The sequence below is a fragment of the Methanobacterium congolense genome, from assembly GCF_900095295.1.
GTDB classification, from domain to species: Archaea; Methanobacteriota; Methanobacteria; order Methanobacteriales; family Methanobacteriaceae; genus Methanobacterium_C; species Methanobacterium_C congolense.
On sequence record NZ_LT607756.1, the window covers coordinates 2,132,501 to 2,156,625 of the forward strand.

General features: G+C 39.8%; 27 protein-coding genes (1 of these 27 cut by a window edge). 6 read left to right on the top strand and 21 right to left on the bottom strand.

What is annotated here, in order from left to right; genetic code table 11:
* Both hjc and MCBB_RS10135 read left to right on the top strand, forming a co-directional pair.
* Positions 1–237, top strand: the 3' portion of a protein-coding gene (hjc, locus tag MCBB_RS10130; protein ID WP_071908076.1) for a Holliday junction resolvase Hjc. It extends 171 nt beyond the left edge of the window; the window shows 237 of its 408 coding nt (coding positions 172–408); its start codon lies off the left edge, out of view; it ends in the stop codon at positions 235–237.
* A gap of 87 nt (positions 238–324) precedes the next feature.
* Entirely contained in the window at positions 325–804 is a 480-nt protein-coding gene (locus tag MCBB_RS10135; RefSeq protein WP_231916356.1) for a CARDB domain-containing protein, read from the top strand.
* Positions 805–925: 121 nt separating this feature from the next.
* Here MCBB_RS10135 and MCBB_RS10140 read toward each other — a convergent pair whose 3' ends face one another.
* From MCBB_RS10140 to MCBB_RS10155, 4 genes are all read right to left on the bottom strand, one after another.
* Positions 926–2,029, bottom strand: a complete 1,104-nt coding sequence (locus tag MCBB_RS10140; RefSeq protein ID WP_071907650.1) for an AI-2E family transporter — start codon at positions 2,027–2,029, stop codon at positions 926–928.
* 65 nt (positions 2,030–2,094) lie between these two features.
* Positions 2,095–3,510, bottom strand: coding sequence for a sensor histidine kinase (locus MCBB_RS10145; RefSeq protein WP_071907651.1), 1,416 nt, complete (start codon positions 3,508–3,510; stop codon positions 2,095–2,097).
* Between the two features lie 194 nt (positions 3,511–3,704).
* Positions 3,705–4,499, bottom strand: a complete 795-nt coding sequence (locus tag MCBB_RS10150) for a dihydroorotate dehydrogenase electron transfer subunit (RefSeq protein ID WP_071907652.1) — start codon at positions 4,497–4,499, stop codon at positions 3,705–3,707.
* A 103-nt stretch (positions 4,500–4,602) separates the two neighbouring features.
* Complete coding sequence (locus MCBB_RS10155) at positions 4,603–5,502, bottom strand: dihydroorotate dehydrogenase (protein ID WP_071907653.1); 900 nt, start codon at positions 5,500–5,502, stop codon at positions 4,603–4,605.
* Between the two features lie 100 nt (positions 5,503–5,602).
* Between MCBB_RS10155 and MCBB_RS10160 the strand changes: the two genes are divergently transcribed.
* The 3 genes from MCBB_RS10160 to MCBB_RS10170 all read left to right on the top strand — a co-directional run bounded on the left by MCBB_RS10160 (position 5,603) and on the right by MCBB_RS10170 (position 8,048).
* Positions 5,603–6,820 carry an NOP5/NOP56 family protein gene (locus MCBB_RS10160; protein ID WP_071907654.1) on the top strand — a complete coding sequence of 406 codons (1,218 nt, stop codon included), beginning with the start codon at positions 5,603–5,605 and terminating at the stop codon, positions 6,818–6,820.
* Positions 6,821–7,038: 218 nt separating this feature from the next.
* A complete protein-coding gene (locus MCBB_RS10165; protein ID WP_231916357.1) occupies positions 7,039–7,329 on the top strand; it encodes a hypothetical protein in 291 nt (96 codons plus the stop codon).
* A 53-nt stretch (positions 7,330–7,382) separates the two neighbouring features.
* Complete coding sequence (locus MCBB_RS10170) at positions 7,383–8,048, top strand: fibrillarin-like rRNA/tRNA 2'-O-methyltransferase (RefSeq protein ID WP_071907656.1); 666 nt, start codon at positions 7,383–7,385, stop codon at positions 8,046–8,048.
* A 197-nt stretch (positions 8,049–8,245) separates the two neighbouring features.
* On the opposite strand, the gene MCBB_RS10175 is transcribed toward MCBB_RS10170, so the two are convergent.
* The 17 genes from MCBB_RS10175 to MCBB_RS10255 all read right to left on the bottom strand — a co-directional run bounded on the left by MCBB_RS10175 (position 8,246) and on the right by MCBB_RS10255 (position 22,850).
* Positions 8,246–8,920 (bottom strand): zinc ribbon domain-containing protein, encoded by a 675-nt coding sequence (locus MCBB_RS10175; protein WP_071907657.1) that lies wholly within the window; start codon positions 8,918–8,920, stop codon positions 8,246–8,248.
* Positions 8,921–9,181: 261 nt separating this feature from the next.
* Positions 9,182–10,348, bottom strand: a complete 1,167-nt coding sequence (coaBC, locus tag MCBB_RS10180) for a bifunctional phosphopantothenoylcysteine decarboxylase/phosphopantothenate--cysteine ligase CoaBC (RefSeq protein WP_071907658.1) — start codon at positions 10,346–10,348, stop codon at positions 9,182–9,184.
* Positions 10,349–10,405: 57 nt separating this feature from the next.
* A complete protein-coding gene (locus MCBB_RS10185) occupies positions 10,406–10,909 on the bottom strand; it encodes a KH domain-containing protein (protein WP_071907659.1) in 504 nt (167 codons plus the stop codon).
* 498 nt (positions 10,910–11,407) lie between these two features.
* Positions 11,408–12,196, bottom strand: coding sequence for an AIM24 family protein (locus MCBB_RS10190; RefSeq protein WP_071907660.1), 789 nt, complete (start codon positions 12,194–12,196; stop codon positions 11,408–11,410).
* Between the two features lie 273 nt (positions 12,197–12,469).
* On the bottom strand, positions 12,470–13,015 hold the full coding sequence (locus MCBB_RS10195) for a PsbP-related protein (protein WP_071907661.1): 546 nt from the start codon (positions 13,013–13,015) through the stop codon (positions 12,470–12,472).
* Positions 13,016–13,067: 52 nt separating this feature from the next.
* Complete coding sequence (locus MCBB_RS10200) at positions 13,068–13,724, bottom strand: hypothetical protein (protein ID WP_071907662.1); 657 nt, start codon at positions 13,722–13,724, stop codon at positions 13,068–13,070.
* Positions 13,717–14,520: a prephenate dehydratase gene (gene pheA / locus MCBB_RS10205; RefSeq protein ID WP_084789949.1), complete on the bottom strand. Its 804-nt coding sequence runs from the start codon at positions 14,518–14,520 to the stop codon at positions 13,717–13,719. Before pheA ends, MCBB_RS10200 begins: the two co-directional genes overlap by 8 nt.
* Before the next feature lie 32 nt (positions 14,521–14,552).
* Entirely contained in the window at positions 14,553–15,767 is a 1,215-nt protein-coding gene (locus MCBB_RS10210) for an RNA ligase (RefSeq protein WP_084789951.1), read from the bottom strand.
* Between the two features lie 39 nt (positions 15,768–15,806).
* On the bottom strand, positions 15,807–16,631 hold the full coding sequence (locus tag MCBB_RS10215; protein ID WP_071907664.1) for a CBS domain-containing protein: 825 nt from the start codon (positions 16,629–16,631) through the stop codon (positions 15,807–15,809).
* A 67-nt stretch (positions 16,632–16,698) separates the two neighbouring features.
* On the bottom strand, positions 16,699–17,541 hold the full coding sequence (locus MCBB_RS10220; RefSeq protein WP_071907665.1) for a CBS domain-containing protein: 843 nt from the start codon (positions 17,539–17,541) through the stop codon (positions 16,699–16,701).
* A 160-nt stretch (positions 17,542–17,701) separates the two neighbouring features.
* Entirely contained in the window at positions 17,702–18,643 is a 942-nt protein-coding gene (locus MCBB_RS10225) for a CBS domain-containing protein (RefSeq protein WP_071907666.1), read from the bottom strand.
* Between the two features lie 260 nt (positions 18,644–18,903).
* Positions 18,904–19,710: a CBS domain-containing protein gene (locus tag MCBB_RS10230; RefSeq protein ID WP_071907667.1), complete on the bottom strand. Its 807-nt coding sequence runs from the start codon at positions 19,708–19,710 to the stop codon at positions 18,904–18,906.
* 1 nt (position 19,711) lies between these two features.
* Positions 19,712–20,269, bottom strand: coding sequence for a CBS domain-containing protein (locus MCBB_RS10235; RefSeq protein ID WP_071907668.1), 558 nt, complete (start codon positions 20,267–20,269; stop codon positions 19,712–19,714).
* Between the two features lie 11 nt (positions 20,270–20,280).
* Complete coding sequence (locus tag MCBB_RS10240; RefSeq protein WP_071907669.1) at positions 20,281–20,982, bottom strand: 7-carboxy-7-deazaguanine synthase QueE; 702 nt, start codon at positions 20,980–20,982, stop codon at positions 20,281–20,283.
* A gap of 23 nt (positions 20,983–21,005) precedes the next feature.
* Positions 21,006–21,488, bottom strand: coding sequence for a 6-carboxytetrahydropterin synthase (locus MCBB_RS10245; protein ID WP_071907670.1), 483 nt, complete (start codon positions 21,486–21,488; stop codon positions 21,006–21,008).
* Positions 21,489–21,681: 193 nt separating this feature from the next.
* The gene (locus MCBB_RS10250) at positions 21,682–22,254 is read right to left on the bottom strand and encodes a DUF366 family protein (protein ID WP_071907671.1); all 573 of its coding nucleotides are present in this window, start codon (positions 22,252–22,254) and stop codon (positions 21,682–21,684) included.
* Positions 22,255–22,472: 218 nt separating this feature from the next.
* Positions 22,473–22,850 (bottom strand): PPC domain-containing DNA-binding protein, encoded by a 378-nt coding sequence (locus MCBB_RS10255; protein ID WP_071907672.1) that lies wholly within the window; start codon positions 22,848–22,850, stop codon positions 22,473–22,475.
* Positions 22,851–22,883: 33 nt separating this feature from the next.
* Here MCBB_RS10255 and MCBB_RS10260 point away from each other — a divergent pair, with 33 nt between their 5' ends.
* Positions 22,884–23,906 carry a DNA polymerase subunit beta gene (locus MCBB_RS10260; RefSeq protein ID WP_071907673.1) on the top strand — a complete coding sequence of 341 codons (1,023 nt, stop codon included), beginning with the start codon at positions 22,884–22,886 and terminating at the stop codon, positions 23,904–23,906.
* The last annotated feature ends 219 nt before the right edge of the window (positions 23,907–24,125 follow it).

A 24,125-nucleotide genomic window follows, 5' to 3' on the forward strand; every position in this document is an offset into this window, starting at 1 on the left:
CTTGAACGTATATACATCCCATCAGATAAAATTAAGGGTTTAAAAGAATTTTCAGGAATATTTGGTGCTGAACCCTACGTTGGGGCCAAATTCATAAGGCAGAAGTGGCGCTTCGTCAAACTGGACGACCTTCACAAAACCAGAAGTGATAACTACAGGTTAGACAAGGATCTGGCCTTTAGTAAGGGTCTTGAATTTGATGAGATCACAGGCACAGATAGGCAGGTTAAATTCTGATCAATTTATATGAAATAACCAACCATATACTAGAACAGTTCAAACGGAGGTGTTTAAACGGATAAAAAAATAGGAGTTGTTGTTCTGGTGGTTCTAATCTGTTTGGTTGCAGGGGTAGCTGCGGTACTCTACACCAACACCGGATCCAACAACACAACAACAAATAACACAAATTCTAATGCAACAGAGACTGCAAAAAATACATCTGAAACTGGAGCCCTTACAGTAGCGGTTGTTGCAACTCAAAAGGGTCCATCTGAAGCATCCAAAGGTAGTGATGTGACACTGAACTATACTGTTAAAAATAACGGTACAGAAACTGTGTACAATGTTAAGGCGCACGATCAGAATTTCTACAAAACTCTCGGAGATCTGAAAGCAGGCGAAACACAAAGTTTCCAGTACACACTCCACATACCTAGTGACCAGGAAGTTCAGGAGGATTTCGGTGCTAACGCCACTGTTTCAAACCCATTTTATGTCGGAGGATTTGCAGTAACCTTCCAGGATGAAAAAGGTTCAAAATACACTGTGAACTCAAACAGCATAGAAATAAAACTTCTTTAAAGGTTTAGAATTCTTTAAGGGTTTAAAATAAACTTGAAGATCGATCAAAAGTGAATTGATTCGTTAAAAGATTGATCTTTGGGTTTAACTCCTTCTTTTTTACTGAAAATCAGCAGATTCATTATTTATCAGATTTTGAAGTTTCAACTGGAATATTATCTTTTACTTGAGTATCTTCCTCTGAAATAATCTTATTTTCATTTTTATAAGTTAAAATAGCTGCATATGTCACACCAAGTACCAGGGGACCTATTATGAACCCTACAAAGCCCATAAGCAGGGGACCGCATACAAAACCCAGAAGGAAGATCAGGGGATGTATGTCTGCGTATTTACCTGAAATTTTTGGTCGAATGTAGATATCACTTGCACTCAGGAAGATTCCAAAAAGAATCACGATTACTGCACGGATGTAGTTTCCAGTTAAGATATCGTATATTGCAAGGGCCGTGTAAGTGGGCCATGGGCCTATAACAGGGATCAGTTGTAGGAAACCTGCTAATATTCCTAAAAATAAAGCATAATTGTATCCAAGAAGGTAAAAACCTATTCCTGCCATCAAACCTATTATAATAGCTGTTAAAAAGTGTCCAAAGAATATACTTTTTATGACCATCCGGATCTCATCAGAGAGTTTTTGAAAGAATTCCTCCCTCTCTTCGGGTACCGCATACTGGATGTAACTCCATACCTTGTCTCCATCCCGTGCAAGGTAAAAGGTGGAGGTGAAGAAGATGAAAAGTTCCAGTCCAATCATAGGGATGGACTCTAAAAAGCTTAGAAGATATCCTGTAACACTTTTAGCAACGTCAAGCAGTTCCACGTTGACAGTATTCATGAAGGAGTTGATATAGGGATACACCTCCGCAGGAAGGTACTGCTGAACCATGGTTGAACTCTGGATGTTGGTACTGTTTAAACTGTTCAGATCAATATTTTTAGCAGTTGCAGCAATTATAGGTGCTGATTGTGCAATGGAGTTTATACTAAAGACCAGAAGGAGTATCAATGGTAAAATCACTATTATCATTGCTATAACAATTGCAACAGACCTGAACTTTAGGTAAGGTTCTATTTTACGTGCTATCGGACGTATTCCATAGGCAAAAATAGCTCCCAATATTATCATGCTCAGCATGGGCGTTAGTACAACCAGGGACATTAACATCAAAAACAGGACTATAAAAATAGCAGATGTGAAGGTCCCTTTTAGTTTATGAATCATTATCAATCACTGCCATTAGTTGAAAGGTGTTGATCTGTACTTTACAAATTAGTTAAACATAAGGTTTAAATTCTTTCTTCATATTCAAGTTTTCCAAATATGATTTTAAATTTAGAACCCTTATCCTTTTCAAATTCTATTTTACCATCTATCTGATTAATCAAAGACATTACAAGCTGCATTCCAAGTGTATCTGTTTTTTGAAAATCCAGATCTTCAGGGAAGCCCTGGCCAGTATCCCCTATGATAAGCTGAAATTTATCACCCTCCAATTCCCTTAAATTTATGTAGATTTCCCCTTCATCATTGGGAAAAGCATGTTTTATTGAGTTTGTAAGGAGTTCATTTATTATTAAGCCACATGGAATTGCTGTTTCTATGTTCAGTGACAGATCCTCAAGATCCAGGTTCAACCTAACACTGGAACTAACATCGTAGGAACTTAAAAGCCCGTAGGCTAAACTGGTGATGTACTCTGAGAAGTTTATACTTGAAAGATCATCAGATTGGTACAACTTGGAATGTATGAGTGCCATTGACCTAACACGATCCTGACTGGCCTTAAAAAGTTCGGCATCATCTTCATTCCTCACCTGGGTGGACTGGAGGTTCAGAAGACTTGAGATGATCTGCATGTTGTTCTTGACGCGGTGATGTATCTCCTTTAAAAGTGCCTCTTTTTCATTTAAAGATGCTTTTATACGATTTTCTGAATTTTTACGTTCAGTTACATCTCTTATTATGGTTAATACCCTTACAACTTTTCCCTCTTCAAATACAGGTATCCTTCTTACTTCTTCAACCACCTCAACACCATTCACAGAGTAGGAGTACTCGTTGATCAGGGACTCCCCGGTTTCAAATATTCTGAGGTATTCCTGTTTTAAATTTTCAGGAAGAAATGGAAGGGCTTCAAACATGTTCTGGCCCTTCAAAGCTTTTCCCATTCCAAATTCTTTTTTCTTCCTTTCAAAGGTTTTGTTGAAGAGAATTATGTGCATCCTTGAATCAACAACTATCAACATATCATCCAGGGCATTTATGGTTGTACGGTACTGCATCTCTGAATTTTTAAGGGCCTTCTCTGCACGCTCACGTTTCAAAGTTTTTTCAACCTCTTTCAAAGCCCTTTTAACAGCAAATGGAAGTTTTGAAATGTTTTCTTTTAGAACGTAGTCGGTTGCACCTTTTTTAAGTGTTTCAACTGCAAAATCCTCCCTAAAAGTTCCACTGACGAATATGAATGGTTTTTCAGGAAATTTCCCCCTCACGAGTTTGAGTGCTGAGATACCATCAAATGTAGGGAGCTTGTAATCTGAAAGTATCACCTGGGGTTCGAACTCATTGAGTTCCCTTAAAAAATCTTCTTCATTGTCCACCACCCTTGAAGCGAATTCCAGACCATTCTCCTCAAGTTCCAGCATGGCCAGCTCAGCATCTGGAGGGTAATCCTCAAGTATCAAAATTCTGAGTTCCTGCATTTTACCACACGAATCCCCTTAAATATTAAGTTTAAGTTCATTTGAAAATCAAATCAACGTTTTTTAGTGGATAATTCAATATCTTTAACGGATGATTCAATAACATTTTTTAAAATCAATTTCTAGGGAATATTATTTGAGTTTATACATTAAAAATTTTATTATTTAAAAAAAAGTTGGTGTTATCCAAGCTTTTAGAGCTTGTGCTTGACACCCGAAGCATCACGATGGTACTCACCAAATTCTGAGATTAATCTAACCTCATCAGTCCAGAATACAGGCCCTTCTGCACACACCCTCCAACCAACATCATCAACACAACACTGGCCACATATGCCCAGCCCACATTTCATGTATCTTTCAAGTGAGAACTGTGCCGGGATTTTATGTTCATCAACAATGGTGAAAAGCTTCTTCATCATGATCTCAGGTCCGCAGGTCACAACCATGTCATAGTCATTTTCAAGGATGGCTTTTTCAGCCAGATCGGTTCCAAATCCACAGAAACCATGACTGCCATCATCAGTGCATGTTAAAAGATTTGCACCTGATTTTTCAATCCTTTCTGTGAAGAGTAGTTCATCTGCTGTGGCCGCTGCACTCACAACATCCACAGCAATACCTCGCCTGCATGCCTCCTCTGTGAATGCCATTAAAGGTGCCATTCCAATGCCCCCACCAACTGCAAGGACCTTTGAACCGGATATTTCAAATCCACGTCCATATGGACCTCTTATACCAAGTTTATCCCCTACTTTCAGTGAATGAACATCCTCTGTGAAATCTCCAACACTCCTGATGGATACTCCAATTTCATCGTTAACTGGATCTATCAATGAGATTGACATTGGTTTTTCATCCTTAAAATTCCAGAGCATTACGAACTGGCCCGGAACCTCATCCTTCACTTCCCAGTCAAAAATAAAAGTCTTGACCGTTGGTGTTTCTTCTATTATCCTCTTTATTTCAAGAACCTTTGGAACATGCATGATCTATCCGCCTTCATTCCTTATTCCTTAAATCGTAAATAATCCTTTTAAATTCGTTATAATTTGTTTATCTTAATTTTAGGTTATTTTAATGTTAATACAATCAGTGGGACCTACCAATCATCTCACCAATGGATCTGTAACCCCTTTGAATCATGAACTTCTCAAGCCCCTTGTTTATCTTGTTGAAAACATCCAGTCCATCGTACATCACGGCTGTGCCTACCTGAACAGCCCTTGCACCTGCATAAAGAAATTCAACAACATCCCTGTAATCCCTAACTCCCCCAACACCAATTATTGGGACTTCAACTGCTTCGTAAACATCAAAAACACATCTGAGGGCAATGGGCTTTACTGCTGGACCTGACATTCCACCAAAACGATTGCTTAGTATTGGTTTCCCAGTTTCAAGGTCTATCTTCATTCCGGGCCCAAGGGAATTTATCAGGGTGAGGGCATCACACCCTGCTGCCTCTGCAGAAACTGCTATTTCAACTATATCCGTTACATTTGGAGTTAACTTGACAATAACAGGTATTTCAACTGTTTTTTTAACTGCTGTAACGATATCTGATGTTAAATTTGGATCCTGACCTATTGCAGCTCCGCATCCCCCCATTGCATGTGGACATGAAACATTGAGTTCAACTGCATCCACTGTGTCCTGGATCTGCAACGCTATATCTGCAAAATCCTGCGGAGTTGCACCGTAGATGGATGCTATTCCTGGAACCCTGCCATCGAGTTTTTCCAGTTCTCCCCTGAAGTTTTCAACCCCTGGATTCGAGAGGCCTATGGCATTTATGATACCCCCTGTGACTTCAACGGTTGTTGGGTTTACGTAGCCCTTGTTAGGTTCTTTTCCAAATGATTTTGTTACCACTGCTCCAGCTCCACTTCTTGCAGCCCAGTTAAGAGATGCTGCTGTGCTTCCAAGCACACCTGCTGCCAGCATGGTCGGATTTTTCATTTTGATGTTGCAGAATTCTGTTTCCAGCATGAACACACCTTGATCAGTTTAGTATGATTTAATAAAGTCTTTTTTCGGGAATTTTACAGATTCTCAAAAGATATAAACCTTGAAGATACAGAGTAGTTCTATGAAATGTTATCTTACAAGTTGTTTTGCAGGATTTATCATCCTTGATGAAAATTGTACCCTCATAGATTATGAACTTTTCCCAAGGAGTAAACTTGCAGAAAGGCTCCTTGAAATAGAGAATGGAAATTTAACCCGTGAAGAAGAGTTATTATTGAAGAGAATCGTGAAAAAATATGACTCAGTTGTGATAGAAACCAACCTTCCCCATTCCAGATATAAAAATCTTAAGGAAAGTTCTAAATTTTCATTTGAAACCCCAAGTATTGGTGGAGAATTTTTAAGGTCAAATTTGGAGTACGTACTTGAAAAAACTGATTTTAACCTTGATGAGGGATTTGAATTCGCAGCTCATAACGTTTCAATTGAATTAACTGGAAAGAAGCTTATGGCCTCCTCTGAAGCTGAGGATTTACTCCTTATACAGGCCATAAATGCCATAGATGATCTGGATGAAACCATTGGCAAACTGGTTGAAAGGATAAGGGAATGGTACGCAGTGCATTTCCCAGAGCTTGACAGGGTCAGGAACCATGAGAACTACGTGAAGCTGGTTGCAGATTACGGGGACAGAGACTCAATAATGGACTCTGGACTTTTGAACTCTGAAATGGGACTAAAAAAAGGTATAGATAAGAGTATTGGGGCAGATATAGGAGAATCTGACCTTGCAATCATCGTTGGTTTTGCAAGATCCCTGAAATCGCTTCAGGAATCCAGGAAATCCATAACTGAATACGTTGACATGAAAATGGGTGAAATCGCACCTAACCTCAGGGACCTCTGTGGTTACTCCCTCGGAGCCAAGTTGATAGCCCACGTTGGTAGTATGAAAAGACTTGCCATGCTCCCATCAAGTACTGTGCAGATCATAGGTGCTGAAAAGGCACTCTTCAGGCATTTGAAGACAGGTGAAAACCCTCCAAAGCATGGGCTTATCTACCAGCACCCAGATGTGCGTGGGGCCAAATGGTGGATCAGGGGTAAAATAGCCAGAGCACTGGCAGCTAAGATATCACTTGCAGCACGTAAGGATGTTTTTTCAGGAGAGTACGACCCTTCAATAGGGGAAGGCTTTGAAATCAAGGTTAAAGAGATAGAAAAGGACAATCCCTTCCCAAAAAGGAGTACTGCAAGTAGTAAACCCGATAAAAAGAAAGATAAAAAGAAAAGGAAGAAAAAAGACAAGTATAAAAAGAAGATAAGTGATTATTATTGATTTGAATCCTTTTTAAAGACTTGAATACGTTAAAATGGTTTTAAGAAAAGTATTGATTTGTGGTTGAGGTTTATCCCTCGAATTGGGTGGAGAATTTCTACAGATGACTTCTACAGATACGCCAAAGTATAAAAAATTTGATTGGAATATAGCACGGTATATACATTAGAGGTTCTCAATACCATACTCATGTATTCCTCGAATATAATGAACGGCAGGTGATTGTATTGATTGAGATTGTTGCTGTACTATCAATTATATCAAGTGTTATTTCAATTATTCTTGCAGTTTCTGCCATCTGGTTTTCAAGAAGGGTTGAGGAACGTTTGAAGAAAAACTTCCAGAGGCTCAAGGGAGTGATGGATGAAAACCATGACCGCACCAAGGAAGTTCTCCAGAACATAGATAACGAAGCAGAGGATATTAAAAAGACTGTGTACGAATCTCAAAGAGAACTGCGTGAAACCCTTGATGAAATAATGGAAAAATGTAATATAACTGACAAATAATGGTTTAAATTTAATTAGTTAAACTTGATTAACAACTAATTTAGAGGGAAAAAATGGATATTGAAGAGAAGTTCAAGGGCCTTTACATAATCAACGATCATATAGCAACGGAAAACCTGAACCCAACCCAGAAGGTTTACGGTGAAAAACTGGTGGACTTCGAAGGAAAAGAATACAGGATATGGGACCCAAGGCGTTCAAAACTTGCAGCTGCAGTTTTTAATGGCCTTAAACGGTTTCCATTCAACGAGGGTTCAAAGGTGCTCTACCTCGGTGCATCTGCAGGTACAACACCATCCCACATCTCAGACATCACCAGAAATGGTATGGTTTACTGTGTGGAGTTCTCACCACGTATGATGCGCGAACTGGTGGAGCTTTGCAAGCTGAGGAAAAATATGATCCCGATACTCGGGGATGCAACCAAACCCAGAAGCTACCTTAACCTGGTGGAGAAGGTGGATGTGCTTTACTGCGACGTGGCCCAGGCCAAACAGTCAGAGCTCTTCATGGACAACATGCGCCTCTTCCTGAAACCTGAGGGCATCGGGATCATAACCGTCAAGGCAAGGAGCATAGACGTGACTCAGAACCCCAAGAAAGTGTTCCGTGCAGAGGAATCCAAATTGAAGACTGGAGGATTCCGCGTACTTGAAAGGATAAAGCTTGAACCCTACGAGAAAGACCATATGGCCTTTGTTTGTGAATTTGCGTTTTAAATGTATTTTATATTCTTTTTTTTATTTCATTTAACTTTTTTTTTATTATTAATTCAATTAAATTGAAATTTTTATAATCATAAACTAATTTTACTATTTGTAAAATCCCTTTGAAAAATCCTGAAGGATTCTTAGAAGTTGCAACGAAATAGAAGAGGAATAAATCCATTAAAAATAAGAAATAATCCCCTAAGGGATTAAAGCATTAAAATTAGTATTATGTCAAGAATTACGAAAAGAATTCCTATGATCAGCACAAGTACTTCTCCACCCGACACCTTCTTCAGTGGTAGATCTCCCTGTTCCTTTAGCCAGTAACTGTTAAGGGTTTTCTGAACCATTAAAAATGGAATGATTAGAGCTATTATGAATATCCATGAAACAATATCCAGGAGAGGGTTACCGTTAAGCGCCAACCTTCCTTGTAAGTATACGAAAAGAACCCACGTTATTATCACAACCCAGAGAGAATAGTTTTTAACACCTGCTTCCTCAGCATATTCATGTATATCCCTGAACTGGGTTCCAACAAAATAAAGGTTGACTAAAGGTATGAAAAGGGCCAGAGTTCTAAGTCCCACATTTATATCCAGATTTTTATGGGCCTTAAAATCTCTCCAGTTACGGTAGAACCAGTAAAGTTGATAAAGTCCTCCAGTTATAACGATAAAAATTGCCAATTTGGTTGTGGACTGATAATTTGAGTATTCAATTTTATTGTGGCCATTGTTTTCACTATTTTGTGGATTGAGCTCTGTTTTAATTTCTAGTATGGGTTTTTCAAACCATGATCCACAATGTTTACATTTATCCGCATCTTTTTCAATTTCTTCACCACATTCCGGGCAAAAAACTGTATTATCACTGTTCATATTTTTTCACCTTATTTACTCAATGATACTATCTTAAAAACAAGTATTTAATAATTACTATGATTACATTAATACATGATTACAGGTATGCTGATTAAAATTTGGAATGTTATTGAATTAATGAAAAATTGGATTAAATTTATTAAATAAGGAGAAATATTAAATCAAGAAAAAATTGTGCATCGTTGAAACTGATTCAAAAATGAGTTATTTAAAAAATACATTAAAGTTCAATTAATACAGAAAAGTTTTTAATAAGAATTAAAGCTTCTCAAGGATCTTGTCAAGCACCCTCTTGGCAATTTCAGCTTTTGAGGTTAACGGAACTGTCCAAAGATCTCCATCAAGAATTATGACCTCGTTCTGGTCGGAACCGAATCCTGCACCCTCAACTGCAACATCGTTTGCAACCATGAGGTTTGCATGGGATTCTTCCATTCTTCTGCGTGCAGATTCTACAAGTTCCTCATCTGAAACCTGGTACTCTGCCTTGAAGCCCACAAGAAATATATCTGGGTTGATGTCCTTCACAGAGCTTATTATTTTAGGTGCACGTTTGAGTTTGAGCGTTAGATCCGAATCTGATGAGATTTTATCCTGGCCTTGAGAATGCACTGTGAAGTCTGAAACTGCTGCAGCAGATACAAACACATCATTTCCAGGGACAAGTTTTTGAAGTGATTCTTCCATTTTATCTGTGGATTCTGCTTCAACCACATGGAATAGTTTTGGAATACGTGTTTCTATCTTTCCACAGAGCATTGTGACTTCTGCACCTCTTCTGAAGGCTTCCTTGGCAATTTCAACTCCCATCTTACCGGAGCTGCGGTTGGTTATTCCCCGTACCTTGTCTATTGCCTCGTAGGTTGAACCTGCACTTACCAGAACGTTTTTACCCAGTAAGTTGGATTTCTGGCCTTCGGGGGAGTTCAGGTAGAGTTCCCTCATGGCCTGAAGTGCTATGTCATGGATGTCAGGGAACTTGGCCTTTCCCTCCTCGAGTTTGGGTTCAAGGAAGGTGATTCCCTCATCCTTGAGTTTCTGGATGTTACCTTCAACTGCGTTGTACATGGAATCGTGCATGGATGGAACAAATACTATTGGGGTTTCATGCCCAAATGCAGTTATAAGAAGAGTGTTTATGGGGTTGTCTGCTATTTTATATGCGAACTTGCTTATGACGTTGGCTGTGGCCGGTGCAACAAGTACAAGGTCTGTTTGAGCGTATTTAACGTGCTCTATTTCCCCTGTGAGATCAACCACCACCTTTTGACCCGTTGCAAATTCCATTGCATTGGGGTGGATGAGGTTGCATGCATCGTCACTCATGAAGCACTTTACAGTTGCTCCCTGCCTCCTGAGTTCCCTTGCAAGTTTCACAGCTTCTATTGCAGCTATACTCCCTGTAACACATAGTACGATTTCCATAGTATCAACATGAAGGTTGTTGTATTCTGGTTTGTTCTCCAGAATATTTATAATTTATTAGAAATCATCCCTGTCTATGACGAGAACAGTTTCTTCCCCGGTTAACTGTTTTATCACGTCATTTAGAGCATCAAGTCTTCCTGGAATCTTTCTGGAGTCTTCCCTGACAACCCTTATCTTGAACTTCTCATTTCCGTCGGTTCCATAGAGTATGTTTATTCCAGATATCCTTGCAGGTGCGAGTATGTCCTTTGCAACTTCCTTGAAGTCTGAATTTTCTCCTACAACCCTTATCTTCTTGCCAACCGTCCTTGAGATTTCCCTAACGATTTTTCCACTCTTTCCTATGAGCTTTCCAACCTGGTCCTTCTCTGTGACGATTATAACAATATCTCCAATTTCGATGGTCCTTTTAAAGCCTATCTTTCCTTCACCGACCCTGAAGAGTATCTTTGCAATGTCCAAGTCAAGCTGGGTTATTTCACCCTTCTTCAGCTTGTTCTCACACCCCTGACATAACATTCCACTTTTTAAACAGACATCGCATACTGGCAATACCATTTACATTCCTCCTTTTGATTATTTGATGATCGTAACATGGATTATAGACGTAGAAGATAACATTAATGCTGATTTTAAAACATACAGCTTAATCGGGTAAAATTTGATCGTGAGCCGTGTTTCTGGATAAATCTAATTAGTTAATAATTAATTTGATAACAGCAGTATAAGAACCTATTTTAAACTCTTAAAGTTTCAAATATTCTCTATTTTCTACATCGCAAGATGCAGCTAAAATAAAAGCAGATTTTAGTGGTTCTATTAATGCTTCTTATTAGTCATATAAAGATGGTACTGTAACAGATATAATTGTATCACCGCTACTAATATATAACTTTGCATGTAGGGAGGAACTGGTTTAATGTTAATAACCGAAGTTCATCACGATTTTTGAACATCAAGAACCCCATGAATCCATAAAAAACATTGAAAAGCCCCTTGAAACCTTAAAAACTGTAAAAAAAATAAGAGTTGTTGGATAAAATCTTATTTTAAAGATTAAAATCCACTTAGAAGTCCACCAAAGTCAGTTCTATCCTGTGCTGCTGGTTGACCTGCCTTGGACACTATGGTTCTTGAGAGTGAGGTCAGGTTCATGGACTGAATCCAGACTTTACCGTTTCCACGGAGGGTTGCAAAGAATATTCCCTCACCACCAAATATGATGTTTTTAAGGCCCTTTTCGTTGAGACCTCCTATCATCTCTATGTCGTAGTCTATGGTGTCTTCAAAGGCAACCAAACATCCAGTGTCTATCTGTATGGTGCCACCGTAATCTGCAGGATTGAGTTCTATGAGGTTTCCACAGGCTCCTAAAAACAGGCTACCCCTGTCGCTGAACCTTTCAAGTATGAAGCCCTCTCCTCCAAAGACTCCTGCTCCCAGCTTTTTTGTCAGGGCTATGTCGAAGTTGACTGTACTTTCTGCCGTGAGAAGCCCCTCAGACTGGACGAAGAGATCCTTGGAGCCGTCCAGTTCTATGTGTTTTATTTCACCAGGTATCATCTGTGCAAATGAAACCAGTCCTTGACTTCCCATGGGTGTGAAGTAAACAAACGCCAGGCTTTCACCTGCAAGTTTCCTTTTTCCCATGTCTATGGCTGTTCCTATTGCCTGGTCAAGGAAGCCCTTTTTCTCTTCTCTTTTACCTGAACCTAAACGTGTTTCCATGTCAACATTGTCAGTTTTCCAGAGGAACTTTCCAGCCACCCCGTAAACCTCTTCTCCAGGTGAAAGTTCAGTTACAAGCATTTGCATTGCGTTTCCAACGAGTTTATGGTTTATCATTTCTATGCCTCCTGAGAGATGCCCAATGAAATATTTTTAGTATGGATTCTCTCGAGCTAACAATTTAGATTTTAGGTGGAGAGGTTATATGATTTTCCATAGGATTTTTAGGAAAAAGCAGGTGGATCGTTCAAAGCAAACCCTCCAAACTAAACTGAATTCAACCAAAAATGAGTGAAAAAGGAACTATTATTCTTTATTTTAAAAAAAAACTCTAAATTAGGGGATAAATAATTCTAAAAAAATAAAAGAATATGTGCAGTTAAAAAATGTTTACTGCACTTTGAAACTGTTTATAACCATGTTGAAGTTGTCCTGCTGGTTGTTGAAGTCTGACTGGGTTGCACCGCAGAGTATAACGTAGATGTCGCTGTTCTCCTTGAGCCACACAGCCTGCATCTGCATCGCCGTGCCGCTTGTTGAATTCACTGTGTAAACATTTTCAAGGGCTGTTGCACCGTTGACTGTGATGTTTCCCTCAGATACGCGCTGGTAGCTTGTGTTTGTAAAGAGTGATGCGTAGTTTGCATTGTAAGCAGTCTGCAGGTCTGAACTGGTTGCATTTGACTTCTGTATCAGGACGAAGGTCTGTGGTTCTCCAGTTGTGTTGTCCACACTTTTTGGATCTCCAACAGCTGCAAGTGAGTTGTTTGATACCGCGTTTGCAGTGTTCCATGTTCCTGGATAATCAAATGAAATGCCGTTTTGAGAGTAATGGCTGGTTGTGTTGTTGGTCTCGTTCCCGCTTGAAACGCATCCAGAAACCGACACAACAAGGCACAGAAGAGCCAGTAGTATTAAAAAAGGATACTTCTTCATTTTTATTCACCTTCTTACGTAGAATTCATGATAAAATAAAAGAAAATGGGGTTTAACCCGATTGTGGACTACTATTTGTAGTAGGAGTGTTCGTGTTGGTATTCGTGTTCGTAGGTGTGGTCGTTGTCGTCTTCTTCACCGTTGTGGTGTTGGATACCTTGGTTGTGTTGGATACCTTGGTTGTGTTGGTTGTGTTGACTACAACTGCTGGTGGAAATGCACTTTCATTGAGCGTGAGCACGGCACTTGAAGTGTTGTTGGAAGGTGCTTTGAGGAACATCGCTCCCAATGTTGTTCCAACGAAAAATGCAACAACGAGAAAACCAATTAGGGCCATTTTACCCTTGGACAATCCGCTTTTTTTGGGTTTCTGATTCTTGTAAGCCAAGCTGGAAGCCTTTTTCTTGGAAGCCCTTGCCTTTGGAGAAGGCATTGTAACGTACTTCTTAACCAGTTCTTCCTTTTCCTCAGCTTCTTTCTGCTTGAACTGTTCTACCTTTTTTTCCTCAGCAGTGTCGTGGGTTAGAACTTCTTCCTTACCCTGAAGCCTTTTGATATTGTCCACAGCAAGAACTGTGCCCAATTTGTCCTCTATAACCTTTTTCTTAATGGTGTACTGTCTTTTAGAAATTTTGCCCTCAGCAAATTCTGCTTCAAGCTTTTTTAAATCATTAGTAAATCTTTCCTTATCTGAAACGATGTCAATCATCTCCTTCTGCAGGATATGAACCTAAAATCTTTATATAACCTACATTGGATCTTATGATATTTAAAATATTCTCGATCTCAGGGTCGCTTCTGTGACCCTCAAAATCCACAAAGAAGATGTAACTGCCGAGTTTTTCCTTGGATGGTCTTGACTCAATTTTTGTTAGGTTTATGTTTCGCCTTGCAAATTCTCCAAGCACATCGTAAAGATCACCAGGTTTATCCTCAAGCATTGAAAAGACTATGGATGTTTTATCCTTTCCAATTCTTGGAGCATCCTCCAGTGCAACAACAACGAATCTTGTGACGTTGTTAGCATAGTCCTGAATGTTTCTGGCAGCAATTTTTAAACCGTAGAGTTCTGCAGCTTTATTCGTTCCAATTGCCCCTGCATTCTTTTCCCCGGCAACGAGTTTGGCAGCTGCAGACGTGCTGGGTGCGGTGTGCACGGCAACACCCATATCCTCTGTGAACTTTCTGCACTGTGAAAGAGCCTGTATATGAGAATATATAACCTTTATGTCCTCAATTTTTGCTTCAGGATTTAAAAGGAGGTTTTGACTTATGGGAATCATTATCTCATTGCGTATCTTGAGGTCGTACTCATGGACCAGAAGATCCAAGGTCACGCAGACCGGACCCTCTATGGAGTTTTCAATTGGCACAACTCCAGCGTAAACCTCTCCCTTCTCAACCGCCTCAAGCACCTCCAGTATGGATTCAAACCCAACGAGTTCTCCTCCAAGTCTTGATGCAGCCTTCTCTGTGAAGGTTCCTGAGGGTCCGAAGAATCCTATTTTTTTGCCTTTGTAATCATCGTAATTTTTGTTCAGTATAAGCCACCCCTGAGATAGTTTGTGATCCTGTCACTTGTAGATTGATGTATCCTTCTTATAACTGCTTTCCCATGGTCAAATTCAAGGAGGGTTGCAACCACCCCAAGATCCCTGAGGTGTCTAACGAATTCTGCAGCATCCTCGTAGCTGTCCACGTGGATCACAAGGTCCTCTGAAGCCACTTCTCCACCTGAAACATGTTTTATCATGTCCAGCATTGGGTAGAGTATGGATTCTCCAAGTCTCTGGGCTCGCTCCTCCAGTTCCTCCCAGGATTCCTCTAACTCGTAGGCCTGGAATCCTTCCCTTATAACCCTGCTGAAGAAGAAGGATCTTCCAAATTCAAAGGGATAACTGAAGGCGTACTCCAGTTCATCTGCATGGGCCTTGGATGATGTGTACTTAAGGGGTGTTATCTTCATCCCAGGGTCCTTCATGACCACACCCTCCCTGTCTGCTTCTCCAAGTTTTTTAACAATGCCCATAATCTTTTCTGGAGCATCTTCAACATCAAAAATACCTAGAAGCTTCACAGGAGGCAGTCCATATCTTTCAAGGGTTTCAAATTTCTCATCTATTGTAAGGGGCTTGTTTGAAACCTTTTCCCTGAGGTCGAATATACGGAATCCCAGGCTTCCAATCTCAGGGTAGTAATGGGTTACGTATGGGTTTTCAGTTCCCACCATTTCACCACATATCACAATCTCAGGGTTGTCCGTGAAAAAATCAGTTAAATCCATGATTTCAGGGGCTTTTTTTGTTGTGTATGGACATATATAACCCCCACGTGTAAAAGCAGTTATTTTATTATTTACAAGAGCTATTCTAACGTTGTAGCCGTTCATCTTCTCTTCAACAGCCACCTCATCAGCGAAATGGTTTTTCAGGGCAGGGTTGAGCATCAAGGTCCTTCTTATCTTTGGAAATCCTCTTATTATTTCTATTTTATCTCCAAAACAGATCATCGTCCCTGATTCAATTTTCCCAATCCTCTTCCGGAACTGGATAGCTTCCACACCCTGAGAATCGTAGTACTTCAGGTTTCCCCTCTTGAAAGCTCCTTCTAATTTTTTTGAGTTTATATCAACGATTTTTGGTAGTTCTTTTTTTATGAAGGAGGGTAAGGCAGTGCTGTAGCTAAGTCCACATGATGGACATTTAAAAAAAAAGATTTTATGGGAATTTTGCTTCCCAATATTTATTTCCATGCTGGAATTACACTTTGAACACTTTATTTCTGGTGAAATTCAGTGAACCTCCTCAAGCTCCACTATGAATTCTAACAGATCTGTTTTGGTGATTATTCCCGCAAGCTGGTTTTCAGGGCCTCTGACAGGCACTCCACTGAAGTTTTCCTGAAGCATGAGCTTTGAAAGGTCATCAACTGTTTCATCCTGTGCTATGGTTTTAACGTTCTGTGTCATCACATCCTCAACCAGGAGGTTTCTTATCCTTGCAGGTTTGTACTTATCTGGAACCACTTTTCTGAATGAGGTTACAGCTTTTGCTATGTCCTTTGCAGTTATAATTCCCACGAGTTCATTTTCCTCCACAACTGGCAGTCTTCCTATTTCCTTATCTATTATGCATCGTCTTGCATGCACCAGTCTGTCTGTTGGACTTATGGTCACGAGATCCTGTTTCATTTTACCTTCAACCAGGGTGTTGTTGAAGGGTTTTCCCTGACAGATCTCTATGAAGTCGGTTTTTGTGAGCATACCAATGATTTCACCATCATCCACAACTGGCATTCCCCCGATCTTGTTTTCTATCATGGTTTTTGCTGCGTTTCCTATGCTCCTTGTACTTTCAACTGTGATTGGGGCTGGGGTCATGACGGTTGAAACATGGAAGTGTGAAGGTGCCATGTTTCCGTACTTCGATGATCCTAAACTTGTGGCTATGTCCTTTTCAGTTACCATTCCCACGAGTTCTTTTACATGTTCTGTGTTTGTGTTTACAACTGGGAGACGTGATATTCTGTGTTTTTTAAGGAGTTTCAGTGCATCTTGGATGTTCTGATCTTTGTCTATTACAACAGCGCCTTCTTTCATTATATCTTTTACATGCATCTTTTTTCCCCGCTAAGTTTTTACATCCCTTTTTATTATCCAATCGATTCTTGAACTTACCTTACAATCACTGTATTCCTTTAATTATGTCTGTTTTTGTGATTATTCCTGTAAGATCATCTCCTTCCACGACTGGAAGACCTCCTATATCTTCACGGATCATTGTATCTGCAGCTTTAGCTGCATCCTCATCCCCAGAAATTTTTATCATATCGTTTTGCATTATGTCTCCTGCAGTTAGCATTGAAACCATTCTAACGTTTTTCTTACTTTTTCCCTCCTCGGAATTTCTCAGGAAGTATATCTTCTCAACGTTAACCCCGGTTTCAGGATCCTCCACGTATGCAAAGGATATATTTTCAGGAGTGATCATTCCAACGGGCTCATTGTCCCTGATCACAACAACCTTTCCTATGTTGTTTTCTTCCATTACGCCTATAACATGTGCTATGCTGTGATTTTCGTTTACGGTTATGACTTCTGGAGTCATTAGTTTTGAAACCTTCCATCTGCCCTGGAATTTTTTGCTGTAAAATTTCATGATGTCTGTTTTGGTTACGAGCCCTGCAAGTCCATCTTCATCAGCCACTGGGATGGAGCTTATACCCTGTTTTATCATGATTTCAACGGCAGTTTTTACATCGTCTTGAGGTGCCACGGTCACAGGGTTTGGGGTCATGACCCTCCTTATTGAGATCTTGTCTATTGGTCTCATTTTCCATTTTGGACCTTTACCCCTCATTTTTCTGGTTAGATCTTTTTCTGTGACCATGCCAACAGGTTTTTCTTCCCCGTCAACAACGATTATTCTGCTGAATCCATTTTTGAGCATGAGTTTTCTTGCATGTTCCACATGCTCGTTTTCACCGACTACAATAACTTTATCGTTCATCACATCTTCAATTTTCATGATATCCTCCAAACTGGCTTTGAATATCTTCTTAAATTTTTAAACGATTTTTTTTGAAGTTTTTTTTGAAGTTCTATGGATTTTAATCCAAGTATCATGCTTATTCAATTACAAAAAACTGGGCTTTTTTAAGGCCCAATTTTTGCAAACCGTAACCTGATCAAACCTTTATAGCCTTTAGAATATCACTTTCAGTTATTATTCCCACCAGTTCATCGTTTTGAATCACTGGAAGTCCTCCTATTCCTTCGAGTTCCATTGAACTGCAGAGATCTCCCAGTCTTGTGTTTGGAGTTGTTGCCACAACCTTGGTTTCCATTATGTCAACTATGGTTGTGTTCAGAATATCCTCGGCACTGTTGGTAACGAGTCTTCCAAAGAGACTGTTTTTCCCAAGGAATCCAAGTATATCTGTGGCGGTTAGGATGCCCACGATCTTATCGACCTCAGGGTGGGGGGTTTTACGTTCCTCTCCAACCACAGGAATCCTTCGAAGCTTGTTTCTAACCATTATCTTGGATGCGCCTTCAATCCTTGTACCGGGGGTTGTTGTTATAACGTCTTCGGTCATGAAGTCTTCAACAAGTTCGTCTGTGAGCACACCTGCAAGTAAACTTACAAAGTCCCTTTCTGAAACAATTCCAACGATTTTCTGGTTGGAATCCACAACAGGTAATCCTCCAACTTCTTTTTCAATCATCTTGTTGACTGCATGAGCCAAAGAATCCTTATGACTTATGGTTTCAACATCTCGAGCCATTATCTTCTTAACGGATTCATTTATGGCTGCCAGGAAGTTTCCTTCGTATTTATCCTCCATGATCCTGTACTTGTCGCCTCCACCAAGGAAGTCCAACATGTCCATGGAAGTTACTATTCCAAGAAGTTTACCTGTTCCTGGATCAGTTATTGGAAGTCTTCTGAACTTGTTTTTCACCATTATTTCAGCGGCTTCTTTTATGGTGGCAGTCTGGGGTGCTGTAACCACCGTTTTCTTTGCGATGCTCATTACATCGCCTTCGTGCTCTGAGGCATGTGTTTCAAATTCCACAGGACCTCGATCCATAGCTTTTACTAAATTTATAGTTTCTTTTCTTCTCATCAATACACCTCTTGTGAAAGATGAACTTGACATTTAATGATTGAATCAATGAATCATGGATTAATTAATTGACTTTTAATATAATCATTTAATACAAGGCTTAGATCTATGAAAAGAATGTAACGAATAGAAAAATTTAAAGAAATGATTGTTTAGGGTATGGAATCTAAAAAATAATCTGAAAAGTAATCTGAAAAATAATTCTGTCTTTGGTCCATTATCCCGTCTCGGGAGTGAAAATGGATGCTGTGAACGTAGGATCAGTTCAGGTATGAGCATAATATATCTTCTCGTGAAACTATGCCAACTAAATCTGCTTCTTTTGCTCTTTTGGGTTCTTTTTTAACGTACACTGGATTTTCAACTATTGGAATGCGACCTATATCGTGTTCAACGATCATCTCTGCTGCTTCCTTGATTCCAGTTTCGAGTGTTGCAACGATTGGGGGTGTCTTCATGACCCTCTCAACACGGATGGATCTGGTTTCACCAGATTTACCCCACATAAAATGCCCTGAATCTATTATGTCTTTACGTGTTATTATACCTATGATCTTTTCCTTCTTCATAACTGGAAGTCCTGAAAACCCTGTTTCATCCATCTGGTTCCAAACATTGGATATGGTATCATCGTGGTTACAGGTGACAACCTTCCTCTGAATCACATCACTGATGCTGCCCCTGGGAGCCTCACCATTGTAAAGAAATTTTTTGATCAAATCTCCAACGGTTACAATTCCAACAAGTTGCATACTTCCCTCTGATTCAATAACTGGGGCTTGTAAAGTATTAGATTTTATTAAATCGCGGCTCAGTTCGGTTATGTCCATTTCGGGTGTTGCAACAACCAGGGGTTTTCCCATTATTCCCTTGGCTTCCACATTTGATTTAGTTGCAGATATGCTCATCATGTCTCCGCGGGTTATCATTCCCTCAAGATGGTTACCTGAAACAACAGGTACTGAACGGAACCATCCTTCTCTAAATATTGATCTTACCTTTGTTGCATGGGCATCTATTGAAACAGTTACAGGATCCGATGTCATAACATCTTTAACTTGGCTCAAGTTACTCACCTTCTAACTCTTCTTTACACTCCTCACAAACAAATTTTCCATCAATTTCATCAAGATATTCTATATAATTCCCACATACCTCACATACTCCAGGTACGGATTTCTCTGCATCTCCGTATTCAACGGGGTTTGTCATTTTAGCGCTTTCAACCAGTATCTCAGTGAGTTCAGGTGAGACCATGACAACATCCGTTGATGTCAGAATACCTACGAGAACTCCTTTGTTGACAACTGGAAGCCTTCTTATATCATTTTTTGCCATGAGCCTTGCGGCTTGATTCAGTTCACTTCCTGGATCGATCACTATGAGGTTTTTGGTCATTATTTCACCGATGGTTATTTCACTGGCCTTGATATCCTTTGAAACAACCTTCGCAATTACATCACTTTCTGTGATCAATCCTTCAGGTTCAGTGTTGCTCTTGACTATGATGCAGCCTATCTTGTATCTGGTCATTAAAACTGCTGCGTCAGCAACTGTGGTCTTGGGATCCGCTGTAACTACGTGTGATGTCATTGCATCGTGTACTGTGAATTTGTCCATCTCCATTTTAAAACCTCCTATCTCACCTTTAGAAGTTTGTGAACTTGAGGTATCGTTAGCACATCTAAATGTTCTCCTGCCCTTTCAGAGAATTTGAACAATTCAGATGTCCTATCTTCCCACATATCCAGTGGACTTACGGGTTGAATAACCATGGACAGTTTTGAGGTGTCTTCCACCTCAGATTCTATCCTCGAGGCTATCGATCCCACCAGATCAACACTGGTTGAGGGCATCACAACAACTTTGCTGTAGGTATTTATCCCCTCATGGCTTAATAGTTTTATCGATTTTATTTCCGAATCCAGGAGATCCTCCCAGTCGGAAGAAGCTTCGTGTTCTGGTAATTTTATATCTACAGATGCATAGTTTATTAATTTAACTATTTTAGCTAATTCATCAGGCAACGAACCATTGGTTTCGATTAAAGATTTGAAATCATGTTCTTGGAGAAAATCCTTTATAAAATCTGCATGTAGCAAGGGTTCTCCACCCGTGAAGGATATAGAATGAAAATCCGGAGTCAATAATCCGTTTACTTTTTTATATAGTTCTTCTGTTGAAATTTCCTCACCATAGATGGGATCTCGGCTTTTTGAGGTGTCACAGTAGTTGCAGCTTAAGTTGCATCCGGAGAACCTTACAAAAACCTGTCTTCGGCCTATTAGAGTCCCTTCGCCCTGAATGCTTGAAAAAACCTCACTTATACGGGATTTCATTTTAAAACCTGCTTTAACCCCTTTTAGTCCCTATTTTTTGTGAAATAGGCGCCTTGACCTATTCCTTCATTCACACATATCTGGACGCTGGATATTTCTCCATTTAAAGCCTCAAGCTCCCTGTAAAGTTTCTCAGCGAAGTACTCTGAAAGGTCCTCTGCAGAGGTTGATGGAAGATCCAGGAGGCAGCAGTCCTCAGCAGGCAATTTGTATTCCTTTTTACCTATTGAAAACTCAACAGATCCTTCAGTACTTTTAAATTGCATTTCAGGGTTTTTTAATGGTATTAGAAGTTTGTGATCCAGTTCCTTGCATATGCCCCGGACTATGGATTTGACCTTTTTGAAGTCAACAACGAATCCAAATTCACCTGATCGTTCTCCCTCAACTACCACGTCAACTATGTATGAGTGGCCATGTATAACACCACATGATTCATGTTTTGGTATCATATGGGCTGCTGAGAACCTTAAATTAGCATGTATCCCATTTATAACTATTTTCATTTTTAATCCTCTGTTCTGGTTTTATTTCATAAAATCAATCTTTATTAGTAGGTTATCTGTGATCAGCTGATCATGAACTCCATGATCTGGAGTTAGTTCAACGATTGGATATATGTCGTTCTGACTTATTTTTTTATGGTCATTATTGTTGTAAAATAAGAAAGTATTGTAAAAGATAAGAACTGAAAAAAACTTAAAAAACCCTTGTTTTAGTTATATCAGATTCTATTGATGAAATTTCATCCATGTAGGCACTACAGGCTTCATCTGCAAGATCCTGAACATCCTCCCTCTTCAAACCATTATCCCCTTCAAGAAGCCCTGCAGTTTCAACTGCTTCAGGTGTTCCAACTGTTGTAATGTTGAGGGCGAAGTGTATCTTCATACTGCTTATTGAACCCGTTGCTATGGATATACTGAGCTTCCCATCACCCACGTAGATGTCATCCCCTTCACGGCGGGTTTCTATACCTCTCTTCTCAAGGAGGTCCCTAACGATCATGACGAAAAGGCGCTGCCTGTGGTAGCAGAGCCTCATATCTGCAGGTTGACAGTCGAAGTGTTCTATTATGAAGTTGAGCATAAGTCCTCCCTTTATCTCCAGACCCACATCCTCGTAGTCAATGAGGTTATCTGGCTCAATCTCAACAGGACCTGTCCAGCTCACAATACTTGAATCCTTTACTTTGAACTGTCTAAATGCCCACATAGGTTCTATCTGGCTTCCATCATATTTCGTACCGTCTGGGAGTTTCAGGTGCTTCATGTTATCACTTCATCTATCCATGATTTTTTAATGCTATGCTTTTATAATAAACAAATTTTTTATGATCTTATTTTTTACGATTTTAATGAATAAAAACAAACTTTTAATATATAATTATAATTCAACCTGATATAAAAATTAATAAAATTAATTATAATTTGATTTAATTTGTTGTGAGCGTGATTCTAAAATTTATATGATCGAATGCTCTAATTGAATCACCCAACTGAAAGTTCTCTGTAACCTGTTTCAGGGTCAAAAACTCTTTTCAATGGTTTTGGAGTTTCCAGAACACATATCTCAGCTGTTGTGTGTACCTCACATCCATCAAGGAGGTGTCCTCCAAAAACCATGCCTTCATGGTCGGAAACCGCCAGGTGAACATGGATTCCCTCTGAAGATAACGTTCCCTCAGCAGAGACTATTTCAAATGGGCCCTTGAAAACCCTTTTATTTTCATTGGACATCCTTAAAGTTGCTGCATTGAGGCTTCCAACTATGCAGAGCAGCACTCCGGAGTTTAGATCCCCTTCTTTTACCATACTTTCTATACCTTTTTTAAGGTCTTGCCCGGGTCTAAGTCTTGAAACTATCATATTTAATAGTGTTGCCTACAATTAAATTAATCCATGAGAGCCAGACCCAGAGATTTTATACACACCACGGATGATCTTTTCTTTGCAACAACGACTTACCTCCATCCTGAAGATAGGATACTCTCATTTTTAAGGTATATTCCTGATCCAAATGGGGATCGGTCATTGAATGGTAAGAGATATTCCAAGGTTGATTCAAAACAAGCCTACGAATTTTTAAGCCAGAATTTTCCAGATTACCTCTTCGACTGTGACATAACAAAGGTTCAGATGATGGGGGTGCCCATTGACAGGGTTGAAACAATTTTACACCCTGAAGAACGCCTTGAGGAAATAATGAACATGGCAGATCCTGATGAACTCCTTAAGAAGGTCATTAAGGTTGCAGATACCTTCCATGAACATGCAGGAATTCCCTACGATAAAATGGGAATATCAGGATCAACACTTCCAGGCCTGTACAAAACTGCCCAGTCCGATGTTGATTTCGTTGTTTACGGACTTCAGAATCACAGAAAAGCCATGAAGGCATTTGAAGAGATAAAAAAGGATGAAAATGGTGCTCTTAAGGGAATTGGTCCTGATTACTGGAGGAAGCTTTACGAGAAGAGGATAAAGGATGGTTCCCTGAGTTACGAGGAGTTCATGTGGTACGAGAACCGTAAACACAACAGAGGAGTTGTTGACGACAGCTTATTCGACATCCTTGCAACCCGTGACTGGGATGAGATCCATGGAAGCTACGCAGATACAACCTTCGAGCCCATGGGAACCCTTGAAGTGGAGTGCACAGTGAAAAATGCCATTGCTGCCTTCGACAATCCATCTGTTTATGAGGTAAAAGATGTTAAGATTCTGGAGGGTCCCGATGTGCCCCTGGATGAGGTGGCTTCATTCACACACACCTACGCAGGTCAGGCAGTTGAGGGAGAACGCGTTCTTGCCAGGGGAAAACTTGAAAGATTCACAGGGCCCAAAAGTGGATACAGAATCGTTGTGGGAACAACAAGGGAGTCCATTGGGGAGTACATTAAATTGAAGGATCTGAAGTTATGATATCCATGACAAAGCCTAAAAACTCCAATTTGTACCCTGATCTGATTCATTTGAAGTTTTATGATTGTAGATATTCATAAGATGTAAGGTATAGTTTTTAATCCAGTAATGAGTGCTGATGAAATAAAATGGAGATCAAAGGTCATCAACAGTTAATTAATTAAAATGATTAATTTAAAACGTGCCAAAAAGGTTTTAAACTAAAATTTGTAGGATTAA